The organism is Streptomyces sp. NPDC058985 (assembly GCF_042740985.1).
In the GTDB taxonomy this organism is placed as follows: domain Bacteria; phylum Actinomycetota; class Actinomycetes; order Streptomycetales; family Streptomycetaceae; genus Streptomyces.
Window position 1 is genome coordinate 219,483 of the sequence record NZ_JBHYJX010000004.1, and the last position, 24,913, is coordinate 244,395.

Below are 24,913 nucleotides of genomic sequence, written 5' to 3' on the forward strand. Positions count from 1 at the left end.
CCCGGTACCGGCGGGCGCGGCGCCCTGTTCCGCGGCCGGGCCCGCCGGGCAGGTCCCCGCCCACCGGCCCGGGGCCGTCCTGCGGCGTGTGGGATTCTGGAGGGCATGAACCACGCCCAGCTGACCGCCCTGGGCCGCGCCCTGCGCCTCCTCGGTGAGCACGGCGAGGCCCTGACCGGTGACACCCCGGACGCCAAGCTGCACGAGGTCCGCGCGGACGTGAAGCGCGCGCTGGACCTGCTGGAGGAGAGCGTCGCGACGGCGGCCCCCAGCACCCGCTGCCCGGAGCATCCGACCGGACCGGTCGACGAGGCCGCCCCCGACCGCTGCCTGCTGTGCGAGACCCGCCGCCGCAGCGCCCGCCGCGCCGAGTACAACGGCGGCCCCCTCCCGGCCCGGCCCACCGAGCCGGTCCAGTCCCGTTACGGGGTACGGGGCGACCGTCCGCAGCCCCAGCAGCGCTGGCTGCCCGAGCTGTGGAACGGGCAGGCGTGGCAGCTGTGCGGCACCCCGCGCCGCGACCGCCGCGAGGCCGAGCTGTACATCGCGGCCCAACTGCGCGCCCCGCGCGCGGCGATGGCGTACCGGCTGGTCCACGAGTTCACGGACTACGAGGTGCTGCGGGTGTGGGGCACACCGGTGCGGGTCGACATCGAACCGATGGGCGGCCTCTGAGGTGGTCAGACGGAACGACCTGCGGCGCGCCGCCCTCGTCGACGCCGCCATCGAGGTGCTGGCCGCGCAGGGCGCCCGGGGTCTGACCTTCCGGGCGGTGGACGCCGAGGCCGCCGTCCCGGCCGGCACCGCGTCCAACTACTTCGCCAACCGCGACGACCTGCTCACCCAGACCGGCGCCCGCGTCTACGAGCGTCTCCACCCGGACGAGGCGACGATCGCCCGCCAGCGCGCGGCCGGGAACGACCGCGACACCTACGTCCGGCTGATGCGCGAACTCGTCGACCGCATCTCCTCCTTCCGCTCCGGCTACCTCGCCCTGCTCGAACTGCGCCTGGAGGCCACCCGGCGCCCGGGTCTGCGCGCCGTCCTGACCGAGCGCATCCGCGAGGACGTCGACGCCAACGTCGCGTACCACGAGGGCTCCGGCCTCCCCGGCGACGCCATGGCCGTCAAGCTGCTCTACCTCGCCCTGAACTGGCTGATCGTCGAACAGCTCACCCTCCCGGACGTGTTCACCGAGGAGGAGCGCGACCGGCTGGTGACGGCTGCGGTCGAACGGATCGTGGTGCCGGACGCGGACTGACCGCGCGGGTCAGATCTGGTTCTCCCCGCCGTCGACATGCCAGTTGACGCCGAGCACGAAGCTGCTCCGCCCGGACGCGAGAAAGGCCACCACCTCCGCGACCTCCTCGGGGCGCCCCACCCGGCCGAGGGGGACCCCCGCGGCGAACCGCGCCTTGGTCGCCTCCGGGTCCGCCGAGGTGGCGGCCACCGAGTCGAGCGCGGGGGTGGCGATGGTGCCCGGGGAGACGGCGTTGACCCGCACACCCCGGCCCTTCAGCTCATTCGCCCAGGTCCGGACGTACGAACGGACCGCCGCCTTGGTCGCCGCGTACGTGCCGAAGGCCTCCACCCCGTCGTCGGCGCGGACCGAGGTGTTGACGACGACGGACGCCCCGTCATTGAGCAGCGGCAGCGCCTTCTGCACGGTGAAGACGGTGCCGCGCACATTGACCCCGAAGATCTGGTCGTAGTGCTCCTCGGTGGTCTCCTCCAGGGTTGCGAAGGCGCCGGACCCCGCGTTCGCGAAGAGCACGTCGAGCCCCCGGCCACGGGCACGCACCGCTTCGTAGAGCCGGTCCAGGTCGGCCTGGTCGGCGATGTCCCCCACCACCGCGGTCGCCCGCTCCGCGCCGATCGTCTCCACGGCGGCGTCCAGCTCGGTCTTGCGCCGCCCGGTGACGAACACGTGCGCCCCGTCCGCCGCCAGCCGCACGGCGGTGGCCAGACCGATGCCGCTGCTGCCGCCGGTGATCACCGCGGTCTTGCCGTCGAACTGTCCCATGGGAATGACCTCCATCAATTTAAGTACCGATCGGTACTGAACAGCGACCGTAGCACTTCAAAACCGATCGGTACAGAAGAGGTATGCTCGGTGCCATGGATGCCATGGATGCCACGGAGAGGGGCCGGAAGAAGGCGCCGGTCGGCCGGCCGCGGGGCTTCGACGCCGACGAGGCGCTGGAGCGCGCGATGCGGGTCTTCTGGGAGCACGGCTACGAGGGCGCCGGCCTGACCGACCTCACCAACGCCATGGGCATCACCCGCACCAGCATGTACGCGGCCTTCGGCAACAAGGAGGCCCTGTTCCGCAAGGCCCTGGAGCGCTACGAGCAGGGCCCCGCCTCCTACCTGGCCCGGGCCCTGAAGGAGCCGACCGCCCGCGAGGTCGCCACCGCCTTCCTGAACGGCTCGGTGCGGACCACCACCACCCCGGACCGCCCCAGCGGCTGCCTCGGCGTCCAGGGGTCCCTCGCCGCGGGCGAGTCGGGCCGGGCCGCCCGGGACTTGCTCGCCGACTGGCGCAACGGGGGCGTCGACCAGCTACGGGATCGGTTCCGGCAGGCCGTGGACGAGGGCGACCTGCCGCCCGGCACCGACCCCGCCCTCCTCGCCCGCTACCTGATGACCGTCGCCAACGGGATCGCCGTCCAGGCGGCGGGCGGCGCCACCCGGGACGACCTCCGACAGGTGGCCGACATCGCCCTGCGGGGCTGGCCGCCGGTCTGACGGGGGCCGCGCTAGCCCCGCGCGCTCTCGTGGTTCGTGCGCCGCAGTCTGGCCCGCATCACCTGGTCCGTCGCCGCCGCCGCGACCGACCCGTGCGGGCAGTCCCACTCCCGGCCGCCGCCGACCGGACGCAGTTGCACGCTGCCGCCGACGTGCCCCATCACCTCCCCCACCCGGCCGTCCCGCACGTCCACGGCATGCGTGCCGACGGCCGGGCTCTCACCCCGCACCACCGACGCCAGCCGCTCGGCCACCCGGACGTTGCAGCGTCCCAGCTCGACCAGGGCGAACGGCTCGTCGCTCGCGCCGGTCACCGGATCGACGCACAGGGACGGCAGGACGATGCCCTCACCCACGAGAGCCTGCCGCAGGGACTCGACGACTTCCTCGGTCGACCGCACCCTTCTCCACCTCCACGCTGAGTTCGTGATTCGCCACACAGCGTGTCCGGTACGCCTCTAACCTGGCCAGAGAGGGTGCCCCAACAACCCCTGCTGTACGACCGGGAGTTCCGTTGCCATGCCTGGACCGAAAGACCTCGACCCCTCGACGTCCCCCCGCGCCCTGCTGGGTGCGGAGTTGCGCCACGCGCGGGAGAAGGCCGGGCTGAGCCAGGAGGAGTTGGGCGGGCGGTTGTTCGTCAGCGGGTCGTTCATCGGCCAGTTGGAGGCAGGGACGAGGCGGATGCAGCGCGAGTACGCCGGGCTGCTGGACGACGCGCTGGGGACGGAGGACTTCTTCCGGCGCAATTGCGCGGCTTCGGCGAAGTCGAAGTATCCCGAGCATTTTGCCGAGGCGGCGGAGGCGGAAGGGTCAGCTACGGCGATCAAGGAGTACGCGTCGATGCTGATCCCGGGGCTGCTTCAGACTCCCTCCTACGCTCGGGCCGTATGCCGCGCCTATCAGCCGACGGCGACTGACGAAGTGATCGACGAACTGGTGACGGCGCGGATGGAGCGGGCCCGCATGCTCGCCGATCCAACAGAGCCCATGTTGTGGGCCGTCATTGACGAATCCGCGCTGCGCCGCGCCACCGGCGGGCGGGAAGTGATGGCAGGGGCACTCCGCCACATCGCCGCCCTCATGCGCGAGAACCGGGTCATCGTGCAGGTGTTGCCCTTTGACGCGGGAGCACACCCCGCGATGCAGGGCTGCGTCAAGCTGATGGACTTCGCGAGCGCCCCTCCGCTCGTGTACCTCGAAGGGGTGGGCACCGGGCGGGTGGACGATGACCCGGCCACCGTCGGGCGCTACAGGTTCTACTACGAACTCCTCATGGTCTCCGCGCTCTCGCCCACGAAATCCCTGTCCATGATCGAGGAGCTGGCGCAGAATTACGCCCATGGAGACGACCTCTGAGTACGCGTGGCACGGGTCTAGCTACAGCGGCGGCAGCGGCGGCAATTGCTTGGAGATCGCTCGCTGGCGCAAGTCCACGTACAGCGGCGGCAGCGGCGACAACTGCCTGGAAATGGGGCTTGGCAACCCCGCCACCACCCCCGTCCGCGACTCCAAGGACCCCGACGGACCAACCCTCCTCTTCCAAGCCGCCGCCTGGTCCGTCTTCGTAGACGCCCTCAAGGCGTCCCCAGTCACCGCCGATTGACCGCGTAGCGTCAGTGCGGCGGCGGAGCCGGGTGCAGGGCGTTGGACGCCGTGCAGCCGGCCTCCCCCCGCATCCGCTGGATCCGGGGCGGCACCCACACCTCGGTCTCGCCGGGGCCCACGCGGGCGAGGAGGCAGTCCTGCGGGCCGAAACCGTCGCCCGGCACCAGCAGGAGCACGCCGACCCGTCCGCCCTCGGCCTGCACCTCGCTGCGGATCTCCGGGTCCATGTCCAGCGCGCCGATCACACGGCGCACCTCCGCCTCGTCGGCCCGGCCACCCTCCGGCACCCGCGGGAGCTTCGCGCGCAGTTCCCTTTCGGGCAGCTGGGGCGGCTCGGGCGGTGGGCCGAAGACCAGGGGAAGGCTGTCCGGGCAGTCCACGTCACGGGGCTTCTCGCGCCACTCGGACCAGGGTGCCACGCGGACCGCGAAGCACCGCCGTACGGTGACCTCCTCGACGTCGAAGGTCGCGTTGTACGCCGTACCGGACGTGCGGACGACCAGTTCGAGGCCGTCCCCCTCGTGGGACGAGGTGCCGTCCACCCGCATCACCTCCACCCCCTCCATGGCGGCGGCCTCACGCCCCGCCTCATCCGGCGTGCGGGTGCGCTGGCTGTAGAGCCGCTCTCCCACCGTCCTGGCCACCTCGCGGGCCTCGTCCGTCGCCTTCTCCTCGGAGGGCTCGGCCACTCCGCAGCCCGCGACGAGCAGCGCCAGGGGCGCGAGCAGCAGGAGCGGACGCAGTACGCGTCCGGCGCTCACACGCCCCGTCCCACGAGGGGCAGCGGCGTGAACTCGTGATCCTCCCAGAGGCGCCTGGAGGTCTCCCCCGGGTAGGGCGCGACGACCGGCTCGGCGTCGAGGACCTGGACCAGGCGCCGCTCCGTGTCGTACGCCGGCCAGCCGGGGTCGCCGGTGCGGGCGAACGCCGTCCAGGAGGAGCGGAAGCGGTCCGACAGGGCCAGCGCCTCCGGCGACGGTTCCGCGCCGTCGAAGAAGAGGATCCCGAGGTCGGCCCCGAAGGTGCCGAAGAGCAGCGGGACGTCCAGGGCGTGGCAGGCGCCGAGGGCCCCGCCGACTGCCGGGGCGGGCCAGGTCAGTTCGTAGACGTGGGCGCGCCCACCGCCGGCGACGTGTGCCTCGGCCAGGTGGAGTGAGGGCATGCCGAACAGCCAGTCCGTCTGGACGCGTTCGTAGAGGTCGTTCGCGGAGGCGCCCGGGAACGCCTCGCGGTAGGCCGCCTCGCCGCCCGGGGCGTACAGGCGCAGGGCCGCGCCCGCCCGCTCCTCGCCGATGGAGCCGAGCTTGCCCGCCATCATGGAGAACAGGCGGTTCTCGTCGCGGTTGTGACCGACGACCAGGTCGACCTCGCGGGAGGCGCCGGAGGCCAGCGCCCGCCAGGGCATGACCGGCAGGACCTCGCCGTCGACGACCGGGGCGTACGGGGTGACGGTGGGCGCCGCCTGTCCCCAGCGGTCGACGCGGCCGGGCATCTTCGGGGCGAGGGCCTGACCGGCCTTGACGAGCTGCTCGGGAGGAACGGTGCCCAGGTCGGCGACGGTGGGGCGCAGCCCGGCCTCGGCGGCGAGGGCGGTGCCGAGGTCCCGGGCCAGTTCCGGTGAGAAGAAGGTGCCCGGCACGCTCTGCGCGATGGCCCGCCCGAAGAGCCCGGCGGCGCTCGGCATGGCGAGCAGAGCGGCCACGGAACCGGCGCCCGCGGACTCCCCGAAGACGGTGACGCGGCCCGGATCGCCGCCGAACGCGGCGATGTTGTCCCGCACCCACTCCAGCGCGGCCACCTGGTCGAGCAGACCTCGGTTGGCCGGGGCGCCCTCGATGTGGGCGAAACCCTCCATGCCGAGGCGGTAGTTGAGGGTGACGACGACGAGGTCGCCGTCGGCGGCGATGCGGCGGGCGTCGTAGCCGGGGCTGCCGGAGTGGCCGAGTTTGTAGGCGCCGCCGTAGATCCACACCATCACCGGGCGGCGGGCGGCCGGATCGGGCTCGGGCGTCCAGACGTTGACCGTCAGCCAGTCGTCGCCCTGGGGGAGCGCACCGGCCGGGCCCGCCACGGCGAGGTCCTGCGGGGGCGGCGGGCCGAAGACGTACGCGTCGCGTATGCCGTCCCAGGGGCGGGCGGGGCGCGGGGCGGCGAACCGGCCCTCGCCCACCGGGGGTTCGGCGAAGGGGATGCCGCGGAAGACGGTCAGCCCGTCCTCCGCGCGCCCGCGCACCGCACCGGCGGCCGTGCGCACCACGGGTTCCACTGACTCCACGGATCCAGGGATCGTCATCCCACGGACCCTACGCCGTGGTGCGCACCGCGAGCGGACCGGGTCAGCTGAGGGTCTTCAGCGACGCCGCGTCGTAGGGGGCGAGGCTGTCGAAGCGTCCGGCGAGGACCTTCTCGGCCCACAGCGGGTCCTGGAGCAGCGCGCGGCCGACGGCGACGAGGTCGAACTCGTCGCGTTCCATGCGGTCGAGGAGGTTGTCGAGACTGCCGACGGGCGCGCCCTCGCCCAGGAACGCCTTGGTGAAGTCGCCGTCGAGGCCGACCGAGCCGACGGTGATGGTGGTCCTGCCGGTCAGCTTCTTGGTCCAGCCGGCGAGGTTGAGGTCGGAGCCGTCGAACTCGGGCAGCCAGTAGCGGCGGGTGGAGGCGTGGAAGGCGTCGACGCCGGCCGAGGCGAGCGGGGTGAGGATCGCCTCCAGCTCCTCGGGGGTCTCGGCGAGGCGGGCGTCGTAGGCCTCCTGCTTCCACTGCGAGTAGCGGAAGATCACGGGGAACTCCGGCGAGACCTTCTCCCGCACGGCGGCCACGATCTCGGCGGCGAACCTGGTGCGGGCCACGGGGTCGCCGCCGTAGGCGTCGGTGCGGCGGTTGGTGCCGGACCACAGGAACTGGTCGACGAGGTAGCCGTGGGCGCCGTGGATCTCCACGCCGTCGAAGCCGATGCGCTCGGCGTCCGCGGCGGCCTGGGCGAAGGCGCCGATGACGTCGTCCAGGTCGCGCCGGGTCATGGCCGTGCCGGTGACCTCGTCCTCGCCGATGCGCAGCCCGGACGGGCCGACGGCGGGGGCGTCCGCGAAGGGCGGCTGGCCGGCCTTGCGCACCATGCCGATGTGCCACAGCTGCGGCACGATCGTGCCGCCCGCCGCGTGCACCGCCTCGGCGACCTTCGCCCACCCGGCAAGCTGCTCCTCGCCGTGGAACCGGGGCACCCGGCTGCTCTGCCCGGCGGAGTCGTGACCGACGTACGTCCCCTCGGTGACGATCAGGCCGACACCGGCGGCGGCGCGGCGGGAGTAGTACGACACCACGTCCTCACCGGGGACACCGCCCGGGGAGAACATCCGGGTCATCGGCGCCATCGCGATGCGGTTCGGCACGGTGAGTCCGTTGATGGTGGCCGGGCGGGCGAGGATCCGGGCGGCGCGGGAGGCGGCCTCGACGGGGGTGACGGTCACGGGGGAGGGCTCCTTGGTGGGGGGTACCAGGTGGTATGTGCGTGTGCATGGACACTCTCCTGCGTGAACCCCGTATCCACCAGCCCTCATTCCGCCCACGGCACCCGCCGGGACGTGATCCGGCCCACACCCCCGGACAGCGCCGAGGGCGGCACCCCCCGTTCGGGGAGTGCCGCCCTCGGTTCGTTCGGGACGCTCGATCAACCGGAACCGGTCGATCAGAAGTCCATGTCACCGCCCGGCATGCCGCCCGGAGCACCGGCCGCGGCGGCCTTCTCCGGCTTGTCGGCGATGACGGCCTCGGTGGTGAGGAACAGCGCGGCGATGGAGGCGGCGTTCTGCAGCGCGGAACGGGTCACCTTCGCCGGGTCGATGATGCCCTCGGCGATCATGTCGACGTACTCGCCGGAGGCGGCGTTCAGGCCGTGGCCGACCTGGAGGTTGCGCACCTTCTCGACGACGACGCCGCCCTCGAGACCACCGTTGACGGCGATCTGCTTCAGCGGGGCCTCCAGGGCGAGCTTCACGGCGTTGGCGCCGGTCGCCTCGTCACCCGACAGCTCCAGCTTCTCGAAGACCTGGGAGGCCTGGAGCAGGGCCACGCCACCACCGGCGACGATGCCCTCCTCGACGGCCGCCTTCGCGTTGCGGACGGCGTCCTCGATGCGGTGCTTGCGCTCCTTGAGCTCGACCTCGGTGGCGGCACCGGCCTTGATGACGGCCACGCCGCCGGCCAGCTTCGCCAGGCGCTCCTGGAGCTTCTCGCGGTCGTAGTCCGAGTCGCTGTTCTCGATCTCGGCGCGGATCTGGTTGACGCGGCCGTTGACCTGGTCGGTCGAGCCGGCGCCGTCGACGATGGTGGTCTCGTCCTTGGTGATGACGACCTTGCGGGCGCGGCCCAGGAGGTCCAGGGACGCGTTCTCCAGCTTGAGGCCGACCTCCTCGGAGATGACCTCGCCGCCCGTGAGGATGGCGATGTCGCCGAGCATGGCCTTGCGGCGGTCGCCGAAGCCCGGGGCCTTGACGGCGACGGACTTGAAGGTGCCGCGGATCTTGTTGACCACCAGGGTCGACAGGGCCTCGCCCTCGACGTCCTCGGCGATGATCAGCAGCGGCTTGCCCGACTGCATGACCTTCTCCAGGAGCGGCAGCAGGTCCTTGACGTTGCCGATCTTGGAGTTGGCGATCAGGATGTACGGGTCGTCGAGCGACGCCTCCATACGCTCCATGTCGGTGGCGAAGTACGCCGAGATGTAGCCCTTGTCGAAGCGCATACCCTCGGTGAGCTCCAGCTCCAGACCGAAGGTCTGGGACTCCTCGACGGTGATGACGCCTTCCTTGCCGACCTTGTCCATGGCCTCGGCGATCAGCTCGCCGATCTGGGTGTCGGCGGCGGAGATGGAGGCCGTGGAGGCGATCTGCTCCTTGGTCTCGACGTCCTTCGCCTGCTCCAGCAGGGCGGCGGAGACGGCCTCGACGGCCTTCTCGATGCCGCGCTTCAGGGCCATCGGGTTGGCGCCGGCCGCGACGTTGCGCAGGCCTTCCTTGACCAGGGCCTGGGCGAGAACGGTCGCGGTGGTCGTACCGTCACCGGCGACGTCGTCCGTCTTCTTGGCGACTTCCTTGACCAGCTCGGCGCCGATCTTCTCGTACGGGTCCTCGAGCTCGATCTCCTTGGCGATGGAGACACCATCGTTGGTGATCGTGGGGGCGCCCCACTTCTTCTCGAGGACGACGTTGCGGCCCTTGGGGCCGAGCGTCACCTTGACGGCGTCCGCGAGCTGGTTCATGCCGCGCTCGAGGCCGCGCCGTGCCTCCTCGTCGAACGCGATGATCTTGGCCATGTGAAGTGGTCCCTCCAGGACTGGGGGTGATTCCTTCGGACCGCGCCCGCGCCCGCGACGGACGGCTCGCCTGCCTTGTGGTTCCTTCCCCACCCGGCCTGCGGGCCTCACCGACCCGGTCCTTCGTTGTCACTCTCACCTTCAGAGTGCTAACGCCAATGATTAGCACTCGACCCCTCCGAGTGCAAGGTGCGCTCGCGAAGCGAGCTCGATGAGGGGTGGTGGTCGGGCGACGGGTGGGCGCAAGCGCCTCCGGGGATCCGGGCCCCCCTCTCCGCCACCCGCGAACACCGGGCGCGCCCCGGTCCGGGCAGGCCGAAGGGCCCGCACCTCCCGGGAGGTGCGGGCCCTTCGGAGAAGAACCGTTTACTTGCGGTGGCCGAACGTCTCAGGCGCTGAGGCGAACCATGTCGGCCTGCGGGCCCTTCTGACCCTGCGAGATCTCGAACTCGACCCGCTGGCCTTCTTCGAGGGTGCGGTAGCCGTCCATCTGAATCGCGCTGTAGTGGACGAAAACATCCGCACCACCGTCGACCGCGATGAAGCCGTACCCCTTCTCCGCGTTGAACCACTTGACGGTGCCCTGAGCCATGCCTAACTCCCCTATTACTGGCCCTTGCACAGATCCGCACTTCGCGGACCCGGGTCAGACCTCACCCCCCACGACTGGGGGCGTGCGCCGGAACGCGTCGACCGCGGCTGAATGTATCTGTCCAACTGCCGTCTGCAACAGGTCAATCGGACGAGAAATCTGGACGTACCGGGTCCGTAATATGACGAGCTTTCCCCTGAATGTGGGTCAAGTCGGGGCACACAAAAGTCACAAAAGCCGCGAAACACACCCACACTTTGGCTGCTTCTTGTCGGGCGGGCGGCAGGAATTCAAGGTTCCCGATGTCTTGATCGGGAGCGCGTTCCCCAACTCTACCGCGCTCAATCCAATGGAATTGCCCCCTCCGCTTCTCTCACGGAGGGGGCAATTCGATGAACTCTGCGTCACCGCGATTACCTGCGGTAACGAAAGGGCGGGTCAGCCGCCGGCGACCGCCGGGATGATGGAGACACCCGCGCCGTCCGGGGTCGCGGTCTCCAGGCCCTGCTCGAAGCGCACGTCGTCGTCGTTGACGTAGACGTTGACGAAGCGGCGCAGCTTGCCCTGGTCGTCCAGGACGCGGGCGGCGATGCCGGTGTGGTTCTTCTCCAGGTCGGAGATGACCTCACCCAGGTTGGCCCCCTGGGCGTCGACCTCGGCCTTGCCGCCGGTGTAGGTGCGCAGGATGGTGGGGATGCGGACGGTGACGCTCACTTGGACCTCCGGTCGGGATGACTTACCTAGGGGCGCGGGGAACTGCGCGACCAGCCCCCACCGCGCCCGCAGACGACGTACAAGCTGTCTTACGCGAGCCCGGCCTCGCGGAACGAATCCAGGTTGGGACGAATGGTCGCGGTCAGCCCGGTGCCGGCCACCGCGTCCAACGTCTTCAGACCGTCGCCGGTGTTGAGCACGACGGTGGTCAGCGAAGGGTCCAGCACACCGCTCTCGACCAGCTTCTTCGTCACCCCCACCGTCACACCACCGGCGGTCTCCGCGAAGATGCCCTCGGTCCGGGCGAGCAGCTTGATCGCGTCCACGACCTGCTCGTCGGTGACGTCCTCCACCGCGCCGCCGGTGCGGCGCGCGATGTCCAGGACGTAGGGGCCGTCGGCGGGGTTGCCGATGGCCAGCGACTTGGCGATGGTGTCCGGCTTCTGCGGGCGCACGACGTCGTGGCCGGCCTTGTACGCCGTGGACACCGGCGAGCAGCCCTCGGCCTGGGCGCCGAAGATCTTGTACGGCTTGTCCTCGACCAGACCGAGCTTGATCAGCTCCTGCAAGCCCTTGTCGATCTTCGTGAGCTGGGAGCCGGAGGCGATCGGGACGACGATCTGGTCCGGCAGCTTCCAGCCGAGCTGCTCGCAGATCTCGTACGCGAGGGTCTTGGAGCCCTCGGCGTAGTACGGCCGCAGGTTGACGTTGACGAAGCCCCAGCCCTCGCCGGCCGGGTCGCCGATCAGCTCGGAGCAGAAGCGGTTCACGTCGTCGTAGTTGCCCTGGATGCCGACCAGCTCACCGCCGTAGACGGCGGCCATGACGACCTTGCCCTGCTCCAGGTCGTGCGGGATGAACACGCAGGAGCGGAAGCCGGCCCGGGCCGCGGCGGCGCCGACGGCGCCGGCCAGGTTGCCGGTGGAGGAGCAGGAGAGGGTGGTGAAGCCGAAGGCGCGGGCGGCCTCCAGGGCCTGGGCGACGACGCGGTCCTTGAAGGAGTGCGTCGGGTTGCCGGAGTCGTCCTTGACGTAGAGACCGCCGGTGACGCCCAGCTCGCGGGCCAGGTTGTCGGCCTTGACCAGCTTGGTCCAACCCGGGTTGATGTTCGGCTTGTCGGCCACGTCGGCGGGGACGGGCAGCAGGGGGGCGTAGCGCCAGATGTTCGCGGGGCCCGCTTCGATCCGCTTGCGCAGCTCCTCGGTGTCGTAGGCCGAGAAGTCGTAGGCGATCTCCAGCGGGCCGAAACACTCCTGGCAGGCGAAGAGCGGGCCGAGGGGGACGCGGTGGCCGCACTCGCGGCAGCTCAGCGCGGCGGCGGGGCCGAGGTCGACGGTGGTGTCGGTGGCGCCCGGGGTGTTCGTGGGGGTTTCGGCAGTCTGCACAGCCATGGAGGCGAGGCCCTTTCTCCTCATCTTTCCCACGACGCATCTCGCCGTGAGACGGATTTGGCACCTTCCCTAGCCGGGAGCCTCGCCACGTCCGTGTGACAAGAACCGACTGGAGGGTTGCCGGGGCTTCATCGGGCCGTATCCCTCTGCCCCTCTGGATGAGCGGTATGAAGTTGTTGTCCTTCGCGGTACGCGCGGTGACCCCGGCATGCGGTGGTCCTGCGCGTTGTTCAAGACTGTAACCGAAGGCCAGGACGGTTGAGATAGTCGTCCGTACCGCGAGATGGATCACAACGGATCACGAAGGAGCCCTGGGACCGTGCTGGAAGAAGTCGGGCGCTGGCTGAGCGCGCGTTCCTGGTCCGCCGGGGACCGGCCGATCCGGCAGCTGCTGGCCGCCAAACAGGCCACCGGGCAGACGGTCAGCGTGGTGCTCCCCGCTCTCGACGAGGAGGCGACGGTCGGCGAGATCGTCACGGTGATCCGCCGCGAGCTGATGGACCGGGCTCCGCTCGTCGACGAGATCGTGGTCGTGGACTCCGGGTCGAGCGACCGTACGTCGGCGGTGGCCGCGACGGCGGGCGCGCGCGTCGTGCACCGCGACGCGATCCTGCCGCGGGTCCCGGCGGTGCCGGGAAAGGGCGAGGTGCTGTGGCGTTCGCTGCTGGTCACCGGCGGCGACATCGTCTGCTTCGTCGACGCCGACCTGCGCGAGTTCTCCGCCGACTTCGTCTCCGGGACCGTCGGCCCGCTGCTCACGGAACCGGACGTGCAGCTCGTCAAGGCGATGTACGACCGCCCCCTCGGCACCACCCCGGGCCAGGGCGGCCGGGTCACCGAGCTGGTGGCCCGCCCGTTGCTCAACCTGCACTGGCCGCTGCTGGCCGGCTTCGTGCAGCCGCTCGGCGGCGAGTACGCGGCCCGCCGCTCCCTGCTGGAACGGCTCCCCTTCCCCGTCGGCTACGGCGTCGAGCTGGGCATGCTGGTCGACGCCCTGCACCTGGTCGGCCTGGACGCCCTCGCCCAGGTCGACGTCGGCGTCCGCCGCCACCACCACCAGGACGGCCAGGCCCTGGGCCGCATGTCCGCCGCGATCTACCGCACCGCCCAGCTCCGCCTGGCCCGCGGCCACCTGGTCCGCCCGACCCTCACCCAGTTCGAACGCGGCCCCTCGGGCTTCGAGCCCCGCACCCACGCCGTGGACACGGAGGAACGGCCACCGATGAGGGAGATCGCGGAGTACGCGGCGCGGCGGGTGGCGTGATCGGCACCGCTGTGGTGTGCGACCACGTTTGAGTATTTCGGGGCCGGGCTAGGTTGAGGCGTATGGCTTCAAGCTTCGGTGCTGCTCAGGTGCTGGTCGCCTCCAATCGGGGGCCGGTCTCGTACGAGGTGCGTGAGGACGGGTCGCTGCACGCGAAACGCGGGGGCGGCGGCCTGGTCTCCGGGCTGTCGTCGATCGGCCCGGACGCGGGGGCGCTGTGGGTGTGCTCGGCGCTCGGCGACGGCGACCGCGAGGCGGTGCGGCGCGGGGTCGGCGAGGAAGGCGTGCGGATGCTGGACGTGCCGGCGGACGTGCACGCCGACGCGTACAACGGGATCGCCAACTCGGTGCTGTGGTTCGTGCACCACATGCTGTACCAGACGCCCGTGGAGCCGGTCTTCGACGCGGAGTTCCGGCGGCAGTGGGCCTCCTACGAGGCGTACAACCGGGCCTTCGCCGAGGCGCTGGCCGAGGAGGCCGCCGAGGGCGCGGTCGCGATCGTGCAGGACTACCACCTGACGCTGGTGCCGGGCATGCTGCGCGAGCTGCGGCCGGACCTCAGGATCGGTCACTTCTCGCACACGCCGTGGGCGCCGCTCGACTACTTCCGGCTGCTGCCGGACGACATCGCCGAGCAGGTGCTGCGCGGCATGCTCGGCGCCGACCGGCTCGGGTTCCTCACCCGGCGCTGGGCCGACGCGTTCACCGCCTGCTGCGACGCCCTGGTGGGCGGGCTCGGCGGTACGGAGACCGGTGTGCACGGGCTCGGGGCGGACGCGGACTTCCTGCGGAAGCGGTCGCACGAGGCGGACGTGGACGAACGGATGGCGGCCTTGCGGGAAGAGATCGGCGAGGGCCGCCGCACGATCGTGCGGGTGGACCGGACCGAGCTGTCGAAGAACATCGTGCGCGGGCTGCTGGCGTACCGCGAACTGCTGGCGACGCGGCCTCAGTGGCGGGAGCGGGTGGTGCACGTCGCGTTCGCCTATCCCTCGCGGCAGGATCTCGCCGTGTACCGCGACTACACGGCCGAGGTGCAGCGCGTCGCGGACGCGGTCAACGAGGAGTTCGGCACGGCGGACTGGACGCCGGTCGTGCTGCACGTGAAGGACGACTTCGCGCGGTCGCTGGCGGCGTACCGGCTGGCCGACGTGGCCCTCGTCAACCCCGTGCGGGACGGGATGAACCTGGTCGCGAAGGAGGTGCCGGTCGTCTCCGACGAGGGGTGCGTGCTGGTGCTGTCGCGGGAGGCGGGGGCGTACGAGGAGCTGGGCGAGGACGCGGTGGTGGTGAACCCGTACGACGTGTCCGGGACGGCCGAGGCGCTGCACACCGCGCTGTCCGTCGCCCCGGCGGAGCGTGCCGAGCGCTCGAAGCGGCTGGCCGCGGCGGGCACGGCGCTGCCTCCGGCGCGGTGGTTTCTTGAGCAGTTGGATGCGCTGAGGTCTTGATGGCGGGTGCCCGGCGCTGGTGCCGGGGGGTGGGTGTACGTGGCCCGGCGTAGCGGGGTGCCGCCTGCGCCCACCCGTGCCGCCCCTGGGGTACCTCCCAGGCCGTTCAGGCACTGGGGGAGGCACGACTGCCCGCAGGCGGCGGCGGGGGGAGCTAGGCGAGGCGGGCAGCCAGGGCGCGCAGCAGTCGTACCACTCCCGTCGGGCCGTCGACCACCAGGTCGGCGCTCTTGTGGAGGTCCGGGACCTCGTCGCTGCCGCTGCAGACGAGGAGGCCCGGGGTGCCCTCGGAGCGGAGTACGTCGACCGCCGCGAAGGCGGGGAGGTCGCCGAGGTCGTCGCCGGCGTAGAGGACGGACGCGGCGTCCGTGTCGTGGACGTACGCCCGTAGCGCGGCGCCCTTGTCCATGCCGGGTGGGCGCAGTTCGAGGACCATGCGGCCCGGTTCGACGATCAGGCCGTGCCGGGAGGCCAGGTCGGTGAGGGGGACGCGCAGGACGTCGAAGGCGGCCTGCGGGTCGGGGGCGCGGCGGGTGTGGACGGCGACCGCGTGGCCCTTCTCCTCGGTCCAGGTGCCCTCCCCCGCCCCGGACCGCTCCAGCAGGGCCGGCAGCTCCGCGCGGACGGCGGCGACGCCGGGATGCGGTTCGGGCGTGCTGAGGGTGCCGGTGGCGGCGTCCCAGCGCTCGGCGCCGTAGTGGCCGAGGACGACGAGGTGGTCGAGGCCCGGGACGTCCGCGAAGCCGCCGTGCCGGACGGCGACCTCGGCCGGGCGGCCGGTGATCACCGCGACGGCGGCGACCTTCGGGGCGAGGGCCGCGAGCGCCGGTACGGCGTCCGGGTGGGCCCGCGCCCGGTCGGGGTCGGCGACGATCGGGGCCAGCGTGCCGTCGAAGTCCAGCGCGATCACCGCGCGGCCGGGGTCGGCGAGGAGCGCGTCGAGCCCCGCGCGTCCGGCCGCCGTCGACGGGGCCGGCAGGGGGGCCGGGGAGTCGGCTGGGGATTCGGCACGGGTGGAGTCCTGGTGGCTGCCCATACCGCGAACCTATCCCGCCGGCGCGGACGGCAACCCCGTCGCCGCCTCACCGCTCCGCGCGGCGGGACTCCCGTATGCGGCGGAGGCGGTTGACCGTGACCGGGTCGGCGGCCAGGGCACGGGGGTCGTCCAGGAGGGCGTTGAGGAGCTGGTAGTAGCGGACGGGGGCCAGGCCCAGTTCCTCGCGGATCGCGCGTTCCTTCGCGCCGGGGCCGGGGAAGCCGCGGCGCTCCAGTGCGAGGATGCCGCGCTCCCGCTCGGCCAGCTCTTCCAGGTCCATGTACGGCACCGTAGCGCCCGCCACCGACAGCGCGGCCCGCGAGGTTCTGTCGCGAAAGTCCTACTCCGCGCTGCCCACCCGCATCGCGGTCGCCTGGATCTGGGTGAGCACCTCCTGGGGGCTGCCGCCGGGGGCGACCGCCTGGCCGATCCGCTTCTTGACGTCCGCGCTGACCGAGGCCCAGGAGGTCTTGCCGACCGGGTACAGCTCGGAGAGCAGCAGTTCGTCCAGGAACGGCTTGAGGTCCTCGTCCTCGGCCGCGGTGCTCATGGCCTGGGAGGCGGAGGTGGTCACCGGCAGCAGGTCGTACCGGCGGGAGAAGTCGAGGACGTTCTCGTCGCTGTAGACGAAGTCGAGGAAGTCGCCGATCTCCTCCTGGTGGCCGTTCTTCTTGAAGGCCGTCATCCAGTCGGACACCCCGAGCGTGTTCTGGCTCTCGCCGTCGGCGCCGGGGGTCGTCACCATGCCGTACTTCACGCCTTTGTCGGAGGCCATCTTCATCAGCGAGGGGTGGCCGTTGAGCATGCCGACGTCACCGCCCGCGAAGGCGGCGAAGGCGTCGGCGCGGTTGAGCTTGCCGGGGGCGACCGGGCCGGTGAGGCCCTTGGCGACCAGTTCGTCCCGCAGCCAGGTGAACGTGGTGACGTTCTGCGGCGAGTCGACGGAGTACGTGCCGAGGTCGTCGGTGTAGCCGCCCCCGCCGCTGAGCATCCACTGCATGGTCTCCGCCTGCGCCTCCTCGGCGCCCAGCGGCAGGGCGTACGGGTACTTCACGCCCTTCGCGTCGAGCGCCTCGGCGGCGTCGGCGAGGTCGTCCCAGGACTTGGGCGGGGTGACGCCGGCCTCGGCGAAGAGGGTCTTGTTGTAGAAGAGCACGCGGGTGGAGGCCGCGAAGGGCAGCCCGTACTGGACCCCGTTGACCTGGCCGGCGCCGGCGAGCTGGGAGACGAAGCCGGCCTGGACCGGGATCGAGAGCACGTCGTCGGCCGCGTAGAGCAGGTCCTTGTCCGCGTAGTCGGAGTAGGCGCCGATCTGCGCCATGTCGGGCGCCTCACCGGCGTCGACCATCTCCCGGACCTTCCGGTCGACGTCGTTCCAGGAGTAGACGTCCACCTCCACGTGCACGTCGGGGTTCTTGGCCTCGTAGGACTTGACCAGGTCGTTCCAGTAGTTCTGGGAGCTGTTGTCCTTGCTGTCGCCGTAGTCGGCGGCGACCAGCTTCAGGGTCACCTCGCCGGAGTCGCCGCCGAGGCCGCAGCCGCCGAGGACCGCCGTCATGCCCAGTGCGGACACCACCGCGATCGTTCCTGTCCTACGCCGCTGCACCCTGAATCCCCAACCCTGTGCCTGTTCGTTTAACGGATTAAGGTCTACACCACGGCAGTGGACTAGACCTCTCCCGGGTCAACGGGCCACACTGTCCCCGTGAGACATGTCATCGCCCTCGATGTGGGCGGCACCGGGATGAAGGCCGCCCTCGTCGGGCCCGGGGGCGAGCTGCTGCACCGGGCCCGCCGGGCCACCGGCCGCGAGCGCGGGCCCGAGGCGGTGGTCGCGGGCATCCTCGACTTCGCCGCCGAGCTGCGCACCCACGGCGCCGACCGGTTCGGCGAGCCCGCCCGCGCGGCCGGCGTCGCCGTCCCCGGCATCATCGACGAGGAGCACGGCACCGCCGTGTACGCGGCCAACCTCGGCTGGCGCGACGTACCCCTGCGGGCCCTGCTCGGCGAGCGGCTCGGCACCGTCCCCGTCGCCCTCGGCCACGACGTGCGCGCGGGCGGGCTCGCCGAGGGCCGGATCGGGGCCGGTCAGGGCGCCGACCGGTTCCTGTTCGTGCCGCTGGGCACCGGCATCGCGGGCGCCATCGGCATCGACGGCCGGGTGGAGTCGGGCGCCCACGGCTTCGCGGGCGAGATCGGCCACGTCGTCGTGCGGCCCGGCTCCCTCCCGTGTCCGTGCGGGCAGCGCGGCTGCCTGGAGCGGTTCGCGTCCGCGTCGGCGGTCAGCCAGGCGTGGGCCGAGGCCTGCGGCGACCCGGCCGCGGACGCCGCCGACTGCGCCAAGGCCGTCGAGTCGGGCGACGCCCGCGCGCTCGCGGTCTGGCAGGACGCCGTGGACGCGCTGGCCGACGGACTGGTCACCGCGCTCACTCTGCTGGACCCGCGCGTCCTGATCATCGGTGGCGGCCTCGCCGAGGCCGGGGAAACCTTGTTCACACCGCTGCGGGACGCCGTGCGGCGGCGCGTCACCTTCCAGAAGCTGCCGGAGATCGTCCCCGCGGCGCTGGGGGACACCGCCGGCTGCCTGGGTGCCGGACTGCTCGCCTGGGACCTGCTCGGCACCGGACCGACCGGCACCACCCCCTCGACCGCGACTCCCCCGGAGGTAACCACCTGATGGCCCCAAGCAAGGTTCTCGCCGGTGCCCGGGTGGTACTGCCCACCGGGACCGTGGACGACGGCCGCGTGATCGTCGACGGCACCCGGATCACGGACACGGCGCCCCCCGGCGCGGAAGTCCTCGACCTGTCGGGCCACTGGGTGGTGCCCGGCTTCGTCGACATCCACAACCACGGCGGCGGCGGCGCCTCCTTCACCGGCGGCACGCCCGAGGACATCCTCAAGGGCGTCGAGACCCACCGCCGCCACGGCACCACCACGGTGGTCGCCTCCGCCGTCACCGGCGAGCTGGACTTCCTGGCCCGGCGCGCCGGGGTGCTCGCGGAGCTGGCCCAGCAGGGCGACATCGCCGGCATCCACTTCGAGGGGCCCTTCATCTCCCCGTGCCGCAAGGGCGCGCACGACGAGCAGCTGCTGCGGTACCCCGACCCGGCCGAGGTCCGCAAGCTGGTCGACGCGGCGCACGGGCACGCGAAGATGGTCACGCTGGCCACCGAGCTGCCGGGTGGCCTGGACTCCGTACGGCTGCTCGCGGAGCACGGCGTGATCGCGGCGGTCGGGCACACGGACGCGACGTACGAGCAGACGGTCCAGGCCATCGACGCGGGCGCCACGGTCGCCACCCACCTCTTCAACGCGATGCCGCCGCTCGGCCACCGCTCCCCCGGCCCGATCGCGGCGCTCCTGGAGGACGAGCGGATCACCGTCGAGCTGATCAACGACGGCACGCATCTGCACCCGGCCTCGCTCCAGCTGGCCTTCCACCACGCGGGCGCGGACCGGGTCGCCTTCATCACGGACGCGATGGACGCGGCCGGCTTCGGCGACGGCCGCTATCTGCTCGGCCCGATGGAGGTCGAGGTCGCGGACGGGGTGGCCCGGCTGGTGGAGGGCGGCTCGATCGCGGGCTCCACGCTGACCCTGGACCGCGCCTTCAAGCGGGCGGTGACGGTCGACGGGCTGCCCGTCGGGGACGTCGTCGCGGCGATCTCCGCCAACCCGGCCCGGCTGCTCGGCCTCGGCGACCGGATCGGCTCCCTGGAACCCGGCAAGGACGCCGACCTGGTGGTGCTGGACGACGCCTTCGACGTGGTGGGTGTGATGCGCCGGGGCGAATGGGTCGTAGAGCCCCAACTGGGCTGATCCGTCGGGCATCGGGCCGACGGGGGACTGGGCCGGCCGCCGTCCGTTTGGCATGATCGTGTCGTCGGAAAACATCTCCGGGACAGACGGCCGGAGGCGATCGGGGGAGGTCGGTACCGGTGATCCTCACCGTCACGCTCAACACCGCTCTCGACATCACCTACCGGGTCCGGTCCCTGCGGCCGCACGCGTCCCACCGGGTCACCGACGTGACGGAGCGGGCAGGCGGCAAGGGGCTGAACGTGGCCCGGGTGCTGGCCGCCCTCGGGCACGAGGTGACGGTCACCGGATTCGCGGGCGGCACCACCGGCGGCGTCGTACGCGACGGGCTGGCCGGCGTGCGCGGGGTGACCGACGCGCTGGTGCCCGTCGCCGGGGCCACCCGGCGCACCATCGCCGTCGTCGACGAACGCACCGGCGACACCACCCAGCTCAACGAACCGGGCCCGGCCGTCGCACCCGCCGAGTGGAACGCCTTCCAGGACGGGTACGAGCACCTGCTCGCCGGTGCCTCCGCGGTGGCGCTGTGCGGCAGCCTGCCGCCGGGCGTCCCGGTGGGCGCCTACGCCGGCCTGGTGCGGTCCGCGCGCGCCGCGGGCGTGCCGGTGCTGCTCGACACCAGTGGGGAGCCGTTGCGGCGGGGCGTCGCCGCCCGGCCGGACCTGATCAAGCCGAACGCCGACGAGCTGGCCGAGCTGACCGGCTCGCACGAGCCGCTGCGGGCCACCCAGGCGGCCCGGCGCCGCGGCGCCCGCTCGGTGATCGCGTCGCTGGGCGCGGAGGGGCTGCTCGCGGTGACCCCGGAGGGCCGCTGGCGTGCCGCGCCGCCCGCCCATGTGCGCGGCAACCCGACCGGTGCGGGCGACTCGGCGGTCGCGGGCCTGCTCTCCGGCCTGGTCGAGCACCTGCCCTGGCCGGACCGGCTGGCCCGCGCGGTCGCCCTGTCCGCGGCGACGGTCCTCGCACCGGTGGCCGGCGAGTTCGACCGGGCGGCGTACGAGGAGCTGGTCGGGCGCGGGGTCGCGGTGACGGCGGAGGCGGGGGCGGCGTGATCCCCCGAGGGGGCGGCTAGTCGGTAGAGAGTGAGAACTGGTCGAAGGCCACGTCGCACTTGTTGCCCTCGTTGCACGCGAGCTCAATCGTGTTGGTGCCCTTGGTGAGGTTCACGTTGGCCCAGGTGGTCTGCCAGCCCTTTTCCCAGTCGCCCTGGGGCGTGCCGCCGAAGTTCTTCATGTTCAGCGGGCGCGAGCTGGCCTTCCCGTTGATCACCAGAGTGGCGTCGGCGTCCACCCCGGGGATGCCGTAGCGCACGTTCAGGCGGTAGCTGCCGGCCTTCTCGATGCCGTTGACGGTCCAGGTGACCTTGGCGCCGACCTGGTTGAAGCCCGTGACGTAGACACCGCCGTCGGCCTCCGCGCCCTTGACGTCCGAGGCGGTGGTCACCCCGGGTGACAGGCGCAGGGTCTTCGCGTCGACCCCGGGAAGCTTGACCTCCTCTTCCTCCCCGCCGTCGCTCGCGGACGCGCTCGGTTCGGTGGTCTGGGACTGGCCGGTGGTGGGGTCGCCGCCCGCCTCGTTGCCGCCCTTGTCGTCGTCCGAGCCGCTGCTCGTCATGGCGACGGCGATGCCGATCACGACGGCGGCGACCACGGCGACCGCGCCGATCAGCAGGCCCTTGGTGTTGGGGCCGCGGCGTCCGCCGCCCCCGCCGTGCCCGGACTGCGGCGAGCCGGTGTGAGAACCGCCACCGCCGCCGGGGAACGTCTCCGGGGCGGCGTAGTGCGCGTTCGGCTGCCCGTAGGCGCCCTGCGGCTGGCCGTAGGCACCCTGCTGGGGCGGGGCGGCCTGGCCGAAGGCGGCGGTCTGGGTGCCCTGGTGCTGCTGTGGCGCCCCGTACTGCCGTGTACCGACGGGACGCACCCGGTTGACGGAGTTCGGGTAGCCGTAGCCACCGGACGGCGGCTGGGCCCCGTTGGCCTGCCCGTCGGCGTAGAGATAGCCGAAGGGGTCGTCGTCCTCGGGCGTGCTCGCGCCGTTGTTGCCGGGCGTCATCCCTTGGTCTCCTAACCAGATGCGGTGCGTTGCGGTACAGGTGTGAGAGGGCGAGCCTACCCGCTCGGGCTGGCCCAAACGGGTGACTCAGACCGCATCAGCGCGCTGACCTGGTGATCATCCGGCTCGGCGGTGCTGTTTGGGACGAGATCGTTTCTCGACGTACATCCGTTCGTCAGCTGACTTCAACACCTCGTCCGCCGTCATGCCGCAGTGTGCCCATCCGATGCCGAAACTGGCGCCCACGCGGACGGCCCGGCCCTCGGCCCTGATCGGCTGGATGATCTCGTTGCGCAGGCGTACGGCGAGGTCCTGGGCGTCGGCGCGGCCGAGACCGTTGGCGAGGATCACGAACTCGTCGCCGCCGAGCCGGGCCACCGTGTCGCCGTCGCGGACGCCGCCGCCGAGCCGGCGGGCGACCTCGATGAGCACGGCGTCGCCCGCGTTGTGCCCGAACCGGTCGTTGATCGACTTGAAGCCGTCCAGGTCGCAGAAGAGGACCGCGAGGCCCTTGGTGCCGTCGTCCCGGCCGTCCTCGGGGGCGACCGCGTGTACATGGTGGTCGTAGGCCCCGTACGGCTCGGCGGGCGCGCTGAAGTCGAAGGTGTGGCCGCCGGAGTCGAAGACGGCGGGATGTCCGTAGGCGGCGTCCATCGCGTCGGCGATCGCCGCGTGCGAGGACTGCGGGCGCTGGCAGAGCCGGGCGGCCAGGCGGGAGCGCAGTTCGGCGGAGTTGGGCAGCCCGGTGAGGGAGTCGTGGGAGGCGCGGTGGGCGAGCTGGAGCTCGCGGCGCTTGCGTTCCTCGATGTCCTCGACGTGGGTGAGCAGGAAACGGGGCCCGTCGGCGGCGTCGGCGACGACGCTGTTGCGCAGCGAGACCCAGACGTAGGTGCCGTCGCGGCGGCCCAGGCGCAGCTCGGCCCGGCCGCCCTCGGCGGAGGTGCGCAGCAGGGTGCCGATGTCCTCGGGGTGGACGAGGTCGGAGAAGGCGTAGCGGCGCATCGCGGAGGCGGGGCGGCCCAGCAGGCGGCAGAGCGCGTCGTTGGTGCGCAGGATCCGGCCGTGCTGGTCGCCGCCCATCTCGGCGATGGCCATGCCGGAGGGGGCGTACTCGAAGGCCTGGCGGAAGCTCTCCTCGCTGGCCCTGAGCGCCTGCTGGTCGCGCTCCAGGCGGACCAGGGCGCGCTGCATGTTGGAGCGGAGCCGGGCGTTGCTGATGGCGATGGCGGCCTGGAAGGCGTACATCTGCAGGGCCTCGCGGCCCCAGGCGCCGGGCAGCCGGCCGTTGCGCGGGCGGTCCACGGACAGGACGCCGATCAGCTCGCCGCTGCTGCCGCCGCCCTGCGGGCCCGGCGCGTACATCGGGGCGAAGAGGCGGTCCGAGGGGTGCCACTCGTCCTCGAAGCGGGGCGCGGGTCCGTCGGTGTACCACTGCGGGACGTCGTCGTCGTCGAGGATCCAGCCCTCGGTGTGGGGTATGAAGATCAGGTCGCCCCACTGCTCGCCCATGTTCAGCCGCCGGTCCCAGGAGTCGCGGGAGCCCGCGCGGCCGGTGATGAGCGCCTCGGCGGCCGGGTTGCCGGCGAAGGCGGCGACGACGAGGTCGCCGTCGGGACGGACCAGGTTGACGCAGGCCAGCTCGTACCCCAGGGCCTGGACGACGCCGTCGGCGACGGCCTGCAGGGTGTCGGCCAGGCTGCGGGCCTTGTTCATGTCGGCCATGGCCTGGTGCAGTTGCCGCAGGGACGCAAGACGGACATAGGGCTCCGACTCGGTCTCCATGCTCGCCCTCCCCCCGAGACCTCGCAGCGAATCAAGGGATCTCTCCGGCGCCCTTACTGATGGTGCCCTTGCAGGTTCCCCGCCACTGAATCACAGCGCGCTCCCCACTCGGTACACAGGGTCAACAATTACCGCCCCTTGTGACTCAAGTCACAGCAGAAGATGAACAATTGAGTGGAGTTTCTGCGTTTTCCCTGTGCGTTTACTGAACGCAAATTTTGTGGCTATGCGCACGTCTCCGTCCGTGGTCCTAGGTCCCGGTTCGGACCGGGGTCCGATGTCCGGCCGAGAGTCCGGAGATTAGCGTGATGGTGTGCCGAATACTCCCTCCCTCACGTCCCACGCGTCCCCCGCGCTCCCGTTGCCGTCGCCCGCCGCCGGGCATGCTGAGGGGGTGAGCAACGAGGAATTCCGTGCCGCCATGTCCCGGCTGGCCTCGGGCGTGGTCCTGGTGACCGCCCAGGAGCCGCCGCTCGACGCCGACGACCCGCTGGCGCCGGGCGGCGAGGACGTCGGGATGACGGCCACGGCCTTCATGTCGGTCTCGCTGGACCCGCCGCTGGTCCTGGTCAGCCTGCGGACCGGCTCCCGCATGGACGACCTGCTCGACGAGCAGCCCCTGTGGGCGGTCTCCGTGCTCTCCGAGAGCCAGCGGCACATCGCGGGCCGCTTCGCGATGAAGGGCCGGATCAGCGACCGCCTCCTCTTCGCCGACATCCCCTACGTGCGGGGCGGGGCGACCGGGGCGCCGCTGGCCGGGGGCGCCCTGGCCACCCTGGAGTGCCGCACCGAGCAGCGGGTGCCGGCCGGGGACCACGTGCTGGTCATCGGCCGGGTGCTGACCGCCGCCCTGCCGAGCGCGGACGGCGGGCCGCTGACGTACTTCCGGGGCCGGTACCGGCAGTTGGGCTGAGCCGTCATCCGCTCGCCCGTCCTCGCGGCGCCTGCCCAGGGTGCGCGCATGACGACGAACGCCGGTCTCCGCCTGGAAACGATCACTTCCGCGAACTTCGAGGCCGCCACCGGCATCCGGGTGCGCCCGGAGCAGGAGTTCGCCGTGGCCCCGGTGGTGAAGTCCCTCGCCGGAGACGGTGGGCGTGCTGGAGCTGCACTGAACACCCCGGAACACGCCCCGAAAGGGG

At 72.0% G+C, this 24,913-nt stretch carries 25 protein-coding genes, 1 pseudogene and 1 riboswitch; of the genes and pseudogenes, 12 read left to right on the forward strand and 14 right to left on the reverse strand.

Features of this window, described 5'->3' with window-relative positions:
* Window positions 1-105: 105 nt before the first annotated feature.
* Window positions 106-675: a hypothetical protein gene (locus ACFW01_RS05360; protein WP_125494151.1), complete on the forward strand. Its 570-nt coding sequence runs from the start codon at window positions 106-108 to the stop codon at window positions 673-675.
* Between the two features lies 1 nt (window position 676).
* Window positions 677-1,261, forward strand: coding sequence for a TetR/AcrR family transcriptional regulator (locus ACFW01_RS05365; protein ID WP_234957071.1), 585 nt, complete (start codon window positions 677-679; stop codon window positions 1,259-1,261).
* Between the two features lie 9 nt (window positions 1,262-1,270).
* Here the strand turns inward: ACFW01_RS05365 and ACFW01_RS05370 are convergent, their stop codons facing one another.
* Window positions 1,271-2,023: an SDR family oxidoreductase gene (locus tag ACFW01_RS05370; RefSeq protein WP_384502428.1), complete on the reverse strand. Its 753-nt coding sequence runs from the start codon at window positions 2,021-2,023 to the stop codon at window positions 1,271-1,273.
* Between the two features lie 95 nt (window positions 2,024-2,118).
* Here ACFW01_RS05370 and ACFW01_RS05375 point away from each other — a divergent pair, with 95 nt between their 5' ends.
* The gene (locus tag ACFW01_RS05375) at window positions 2,119-2,748 is read left to right on the forward strand and encodes a TetR/AcrR family transcriptional regulator (protein WP_384502429.1); all 630 of its coding nucleotides are present in this window, start codon (window positions 2,119-2,121) and stop codon (window positions 2,746-2,748) included.
* Window positions 2,749-2,759: 11 nt separating this feature from the next.
* Here the strand turns inward: ACFW01_RS05375 and ACFW01_RS05380 are convergent, their stop codons facing one another.
* Window positions 2,760-3,149: a hypothetical protein gene (locus tag ACFW01_RS05380; RefSeq protein ID WP_234957069.1), complete on the reverse strand. Its 390-nt coding sequence runs from the start codon at window positions 3,147-3,149 to the stop codon at window positions 2,760-2,762.
* Between the two features lie 118 nt (window positions 3,150-3,267).
* On the opposite strand from ACFW01_RS05380, the gene ACFW01_RS05385 reads away from it, so the two are divergent.
* Entirely contained in the window at window positions 3,268-4,107 is an 840-nt protein-coding gene (locus ACFW01_RS05385) for a helix-turn-helix transcriptional regulator (RefSeq protein ID WP_234957068.1), read from the forward strand.
* A complete protein-coding gene (locus ACFW01_RS05390) occupies window positions 4,091-4,354 on the forward strand; it encodes a DUF397 domain-containing protein (protein ID WP_234957067.1) in 264 nt (87 codons plus the stop codon). The genes ACFW01_RS05385 and ACFW01_RS05390 overlap by 17 nt, the downstream gene beginning before the upstream one ends.
* Before the next feature lie 10 nt (window positions 4,355-4,364).
* Here the strand turns inward: ACFW01_RS05390 and ACFW01_RS05395 are convergent, their stop codons facing one another.
* From ACFW01_RS05395 to thrC, 7 genes are all read right to left on the reverse strand, one after another.
* Window positions 4,365-5,117, reverse strand: coding sequence for a translation initiation factor IF-2 (locus ACFW01_RS05395; protein WP_384502430.1), 753 nt, complete (start codon window positions 5,115-5,117; stop codon window positions 4,365-4,367).
* Window positions 5,114-6,649, reverse strand: coding sequence for a carboxylesterase family protein (locus ACFW01_RS05400; RefSeq protein ID WP_234957065.1), 1,536 nt, complete (start codon window positions 6,647-6,649; stop codon window positions 5,114-5,116). The genes ACFW01_RS05395 and ACFW01_RS05400 overlap by 4 nt, the downstream gene beginning before the upstream one ends.
* Window positions 6,650-6,692: 43 nt before the next feature.
* Window positions 6,693-7,823 (reverse strand): NADH:flavin oxidoreductase, encoded by a 1,131-nt coding sequence (locus tag ACFW01_RS05405; protein ID WP_384502431.1) that lies wholly within the window; start codon window positions 7,821-7,823, stop codon window positions 6,693-6,695.
* Between the two features lie 218 nt (window positions 7,824-8,041).
* Window positions 8,042-9,667: a chaperonin GroEL gene (gene groL, locus ACFW01_RS05410; protein WP_122619604.1), complete on the reverse strand. Its 1,626-nt coding sequence runs from the start codon at window positions 9,665-9,667 to the stop codon at window positions 8,042-8,044.
* Window positions 9,668-10,055: 388 nt separating this feature from the next.
* The gene (locus ACFW01_RS05415) at window positions 10,056-10,259 is read right to left on the reverse strand and encodes a cold-shock protein (protein ID WP_004929928.1); all 204 of its coding nucleotides are present in this window, start codon (window positions 10,257-10,259) and stop codon (window positions 10,056-10,058) included.
* A gap of 438 nt (window positions 10,260-10,697) precedes the next feature.
* Window positions 10,698-10,973, reverse strand: a complete 276-nt coding sequence (locus ACFW01_RS05420; RefSeq protein WP_064728532.1) for a MoaD/ThiS family protein — start codon at window positions 10,971-10,973, stop codon at window positions 10,698-10,700.
* An 89-nt stretch (window positions 10,974-11,062) separates the two neighbouring features.
* The gene (gene thrC / locus ACFW01_RS05425) at window positions 11,063-12,364 is read right to left on the reverse strand and encodes a threonine synthase (RefSeq protein WP_384502432.1); all 1,302 of its coding nucleotides are present in this window, start codon (window positions 12,362-12,364) and stop codon (window positions 11,063-11,065) included.
* A gap of 17 nt (window positions 12,365-12,381) precedes the next feature.
* Window positions 12,382-12,529, reverse strand: a riboswitch (SAM riboswitch).
* Between the two features lie 154 nt (window positions 12,530-12,683).
* Between thrC and ACFW01_RS05430 the strand changes: the two genes are divergently transcribed.
* Both ACFW01_RS05430 and ACFW01_RS05435 read left to right on the forward strand, forming a co-directional pair.
* The gene (locus ACFW01_RS05430) at window positions 12,684-13,628 is read left to right on the forward strand and encodes a glucosyl-3-phosphoglycerate synthase (protein ID WP_384502433.1); all 945 of its coding nucleotides are present in this window, start codon (window positions 12,684-12,686) and stop codon (window positions 13,626-13,628) included.
* Between the two features lie 62 nt (window positions 13,629-13,690).
* Window positions 13,691-15,079: a trehalose-6-phosphate synthase gene (locus tag ACFW01_RS05435; protein ID WP_234957061.1), complete on the forward strand. Its 1,389-nt coding sequence runs from the start codon at window positions 13,691-13,693 to the stop codon at window positions 15,077-15,079.
* 154 nt (window positions 15,080-15,233) lie between these two features.
* On the opposite strand, the gene otsB is transcribed toward ACFW01_RS05435, so the two are convergent.
* The 3 genes from otsB to ACFW01_RS05450 are packed head-to-tail and all read right to left on the reverse strand — an operon-like array spanning window position 15,234 to window position 17,673.
* Window positions 15,234-16,115, reverse strand: coding sequence for a trehalose-phosphatase (gene otsB / locus ACFW01_RS05440; protein ID WP_384502434.1), 882 nt, complete (start codon window positions 16,113-16,115; stop codon window positions 15,234-15,236).
* A 46-nt stretch (window positions 16,116-16,161) separates the two neighbouring features.
* Window positions 16,162-16,395: a DUF3263 domain-containing protein gene (locus ACFW01_RS05445; protein WP_384502435.1), complete on the reverse strand. Its 234-nt coding sequence runs from the start codon at window positions 16,393-16,395 to the stop codon at window positions 16,162-16,164.
* A 60-nt stretch (window positions 16,396-16,455) separates the two neighbouring features.
* On the reverse strand, window positions 16,456-17,673 hold the full coding sequence (locus ACFW01_RS05450) for an extracellular solute-binding protein (RefSeq protein ID WP_384502458.1): 1,218 nt from the start codon (window positions 17,671-17,673) through the stop codon (window positions 16,456-16,458).
* 147 nt (window positions 17,674-17,820) lie between these two features.
* Between ACFW01_RS05450 and ACFW01_RS05455 the strand changes: the two genes are divergently transcribed.
* The 3 genes from ACFW01_RS05455 (at window position 17,821) to ACFW01_RS05465 (ending at window position 20,989) form a co-directional block, all read left to right on the forward strand.
* Window positions 17,821-18,792: an ROK family protein gene (locus tag ACFW01_RS05455; RefSeq protein ID WP_384502436.1), complete on the forward strand. Its 972-nt coding sequence runs from the start codon at window positions 17,821-17,823 to the stop codon at window positions 18,790-18,792.
* Window positions 18,792-19,937, forward strand: a complete 1,146-nt coding sequence (gene nagA, locus ACFW01_RS05460) for an N-acetylglucosamine-6-phosphate deacetylase (RefSeq protein WP_234957059.1) — start codon at window positions 18,792-18,794, stop codon at window positions 19,935-19,937. The genes ACFW01_RS05455 and nagA overlap by 1 nt, the downstream gene beginning before the upstream one ends.
* A gap of 119 nt (window positions 19,938-20,056) precedes the next feature.
* Window positions 20,057-20,989 (forward strand): 1-phosphofructokinase family hexose kinase, encoded by a 933-nt coding sequence (locus tag ACFW01_RS05465; protein ID WP_234957058.1) that lies wholly within the window; start codon window positions 20,057-20,059, stop codon window positions 20,987-20,989.
* Between the two features lie 16 nt (window positions 20,990-21,005).
* Here ACFW01_RS05465 and ACFW01_RS05470 read toward each other — a convergent pair whose 3' ends face one another.
* Together ACFW01_RS05470 and cdgB are read right to left on the reverse strand one after the other, a co-directional pair.
* Entirely contained in the window at window positions 21,006-21,989 is a 984-nt protein-coding gene (locus tag ACFW01_RS05470; protein WP_234957057.1) for a CBM35 domain-containing protein, read from the reverse strand.
* Window positions 21,990-22,106: 117 nt separating this feature from the next.
* Window positions 22,107-23,771 (reverse strand): diguanylate cyclase CdgB, encoded by a 1,665-nt coding sequence (gene cdgB, locus ACFW01_RS05475; protein WP_234957056.1) that lies wholly within the window; start codon window positions 23,769-23,771, stop codon window positions 22,107-22,109.
* A 313-nt stretch (window positions 23,772-24,084) separates the two neighbouring features.
* Between cdgB and ACFW01_RS05480 the strand changes: the two genes are divergently transcribed.
* Together ACFW01_RS05480 and ACFW01_RS05485 are read left to right on the forward strand one after the other, a co-directional pair.
* On the forward strand, window positions 24,085-24,684 hold the full coding sequence (locus ACFW01_RS05480; RefSeq protein ID WP_373462974.1) for a flavin reductase family protein: 600 nt from the start codon (window positions 24,085-24,087) through the stop codon (window positions 24,682-24,684).
* 48 nt (window positions 24,685-24,732) lie between these two features.
* A pseudogene (locus ACFW01_RS05485) lies at window positions 24,733-24,855 on the forward strand (GNAT family N-acetyltransferase); the annotation flags it as partial.
* Between the last annotated feature and the right edge of the window lie 58 nt (window positions 24,856-24,913).

What these genes read in the sequence shown, in the direction of transcription:
- ACFW01_RS05415 (WP_004929928.1), bottom strand. Translation starts at nt 10,259, where the DNA reads ATGGCTCAGGGCACCGTCAAGTGGTTCAACGCGGAGAAGGGGTACGGC.
- ACFW01_RS05445 (WP_384502435.1), bottom strand. Translation starts at nt 16,395, where the DNA reads ATGGACCTGGAAGAGCTGGCCGAGCGGGAGCGCGGCATCCTCGCACTG.
- thrC (WP_384502432.1), bottom strand. Translation starts at nt 12,364, where the DNA reads ATGGCTGTGCAGACTGCCGAAACCCCCACGAACACCCCGGGCGCCACC.
- ACFW01_RS05360 (WP_125494151.1), top strand. Translation starts at nt 106, where the DNA reads ATGAACCACGCCCAGCTGACCGCCCTGGGCCGCGCCCTGCGCCTCCTC.
- ACFW01_RS05375 (WP_384502429.1), top strand. Translation starts at nt 2,119, where the DNA reads ATGGATGCCATGGATGCCACGGAGAGGGGCCGGAAGAAGGCGCCGGTC.
- ACFW01_RS05390 (WP_234957067.1), top strand. Translation starts at nt 4,091, where the DNA reads ATGGAGACGACCTCTGAGTACGCGTGGCACGGGTCTAGCTACAGCGGC.
- ACFW01_RS05400 (WP_234957065.1), bottom strand. Translation starts at nt 6,649, where the DNA reads ATGACGATCCCTGGATCCGTGGAGTCAGTGGAACCCGTGGTGCGCACG.
- ACFW01_RS05385 (WP_234957068.1), top strand. Translation starts at nt 3,268, where the DNA reads ATGCCTGGACCGAAAGACCTCGACCCCTCGACGTCCCCCCGCGCCCTG.
- groL (WP_122619604.1), bottom strand. Translation starts at nt 9,667, where the DNA reads ATGGCCAAGATCATCGCGTTCGACGAGGAGGCACGGCGCGGCCTCGAG.
- cdgB (WP_234957056.1), bottom strand. Translation starts at nt 23,771, where the DNA reads ATGGAGACCGAGTCGGAGCCCTATGTCCGTCTTGCGTCCCTGCGGCAA.
- ACFW01_RS05450 (WP_384502458.1), bottom strand. Translation starts at nt 17,673, where the DNA reads ATGACGGCGGTCCTCGGCGGCTGCGGCCTCGGCGGCGACTCCGGCGAG.
- ACFW01_RS05470 (WP_234957057.1), bottom strand. Translation starts at nt 21,989, where the DNA reads ATGACGCCCGGCAACAACGGCGCGAGCACGCCCGAGGACGACGACCCC.
- ACFW01_RS05435 (WP_234957061.1), top strand. Translation starts at nt 13,691, where the DNA reads ATGGCTTCAAGCTTCGGTGCTGCTCAGGTGCTGGTCGCCTCCAATCGG.
- nagA (WP_234957059.1), top strand. Translation starts at nt 18,792, where the DNA reads ATGGCCCCAAGCAAGGTTCTCGCCGGTGCCCGGGTGGTACTGCCCACC.
- ACFW01_RS05370 (WP_384502428.1), bottom strand. Translation starts at nt 2,023, where the DNA reads ATGGGACAGTTCGACGGCAAGACCGCGGTGATCACCGGCGGCAGCAGC.
- otsB (WP_384502434.1), bottom strand. Translation starts at nt 16,115, where the DNA reads ATGGGCAGCCACCAGGACTCCACCCGTGCCGAATCCCCAGCCGACTCC.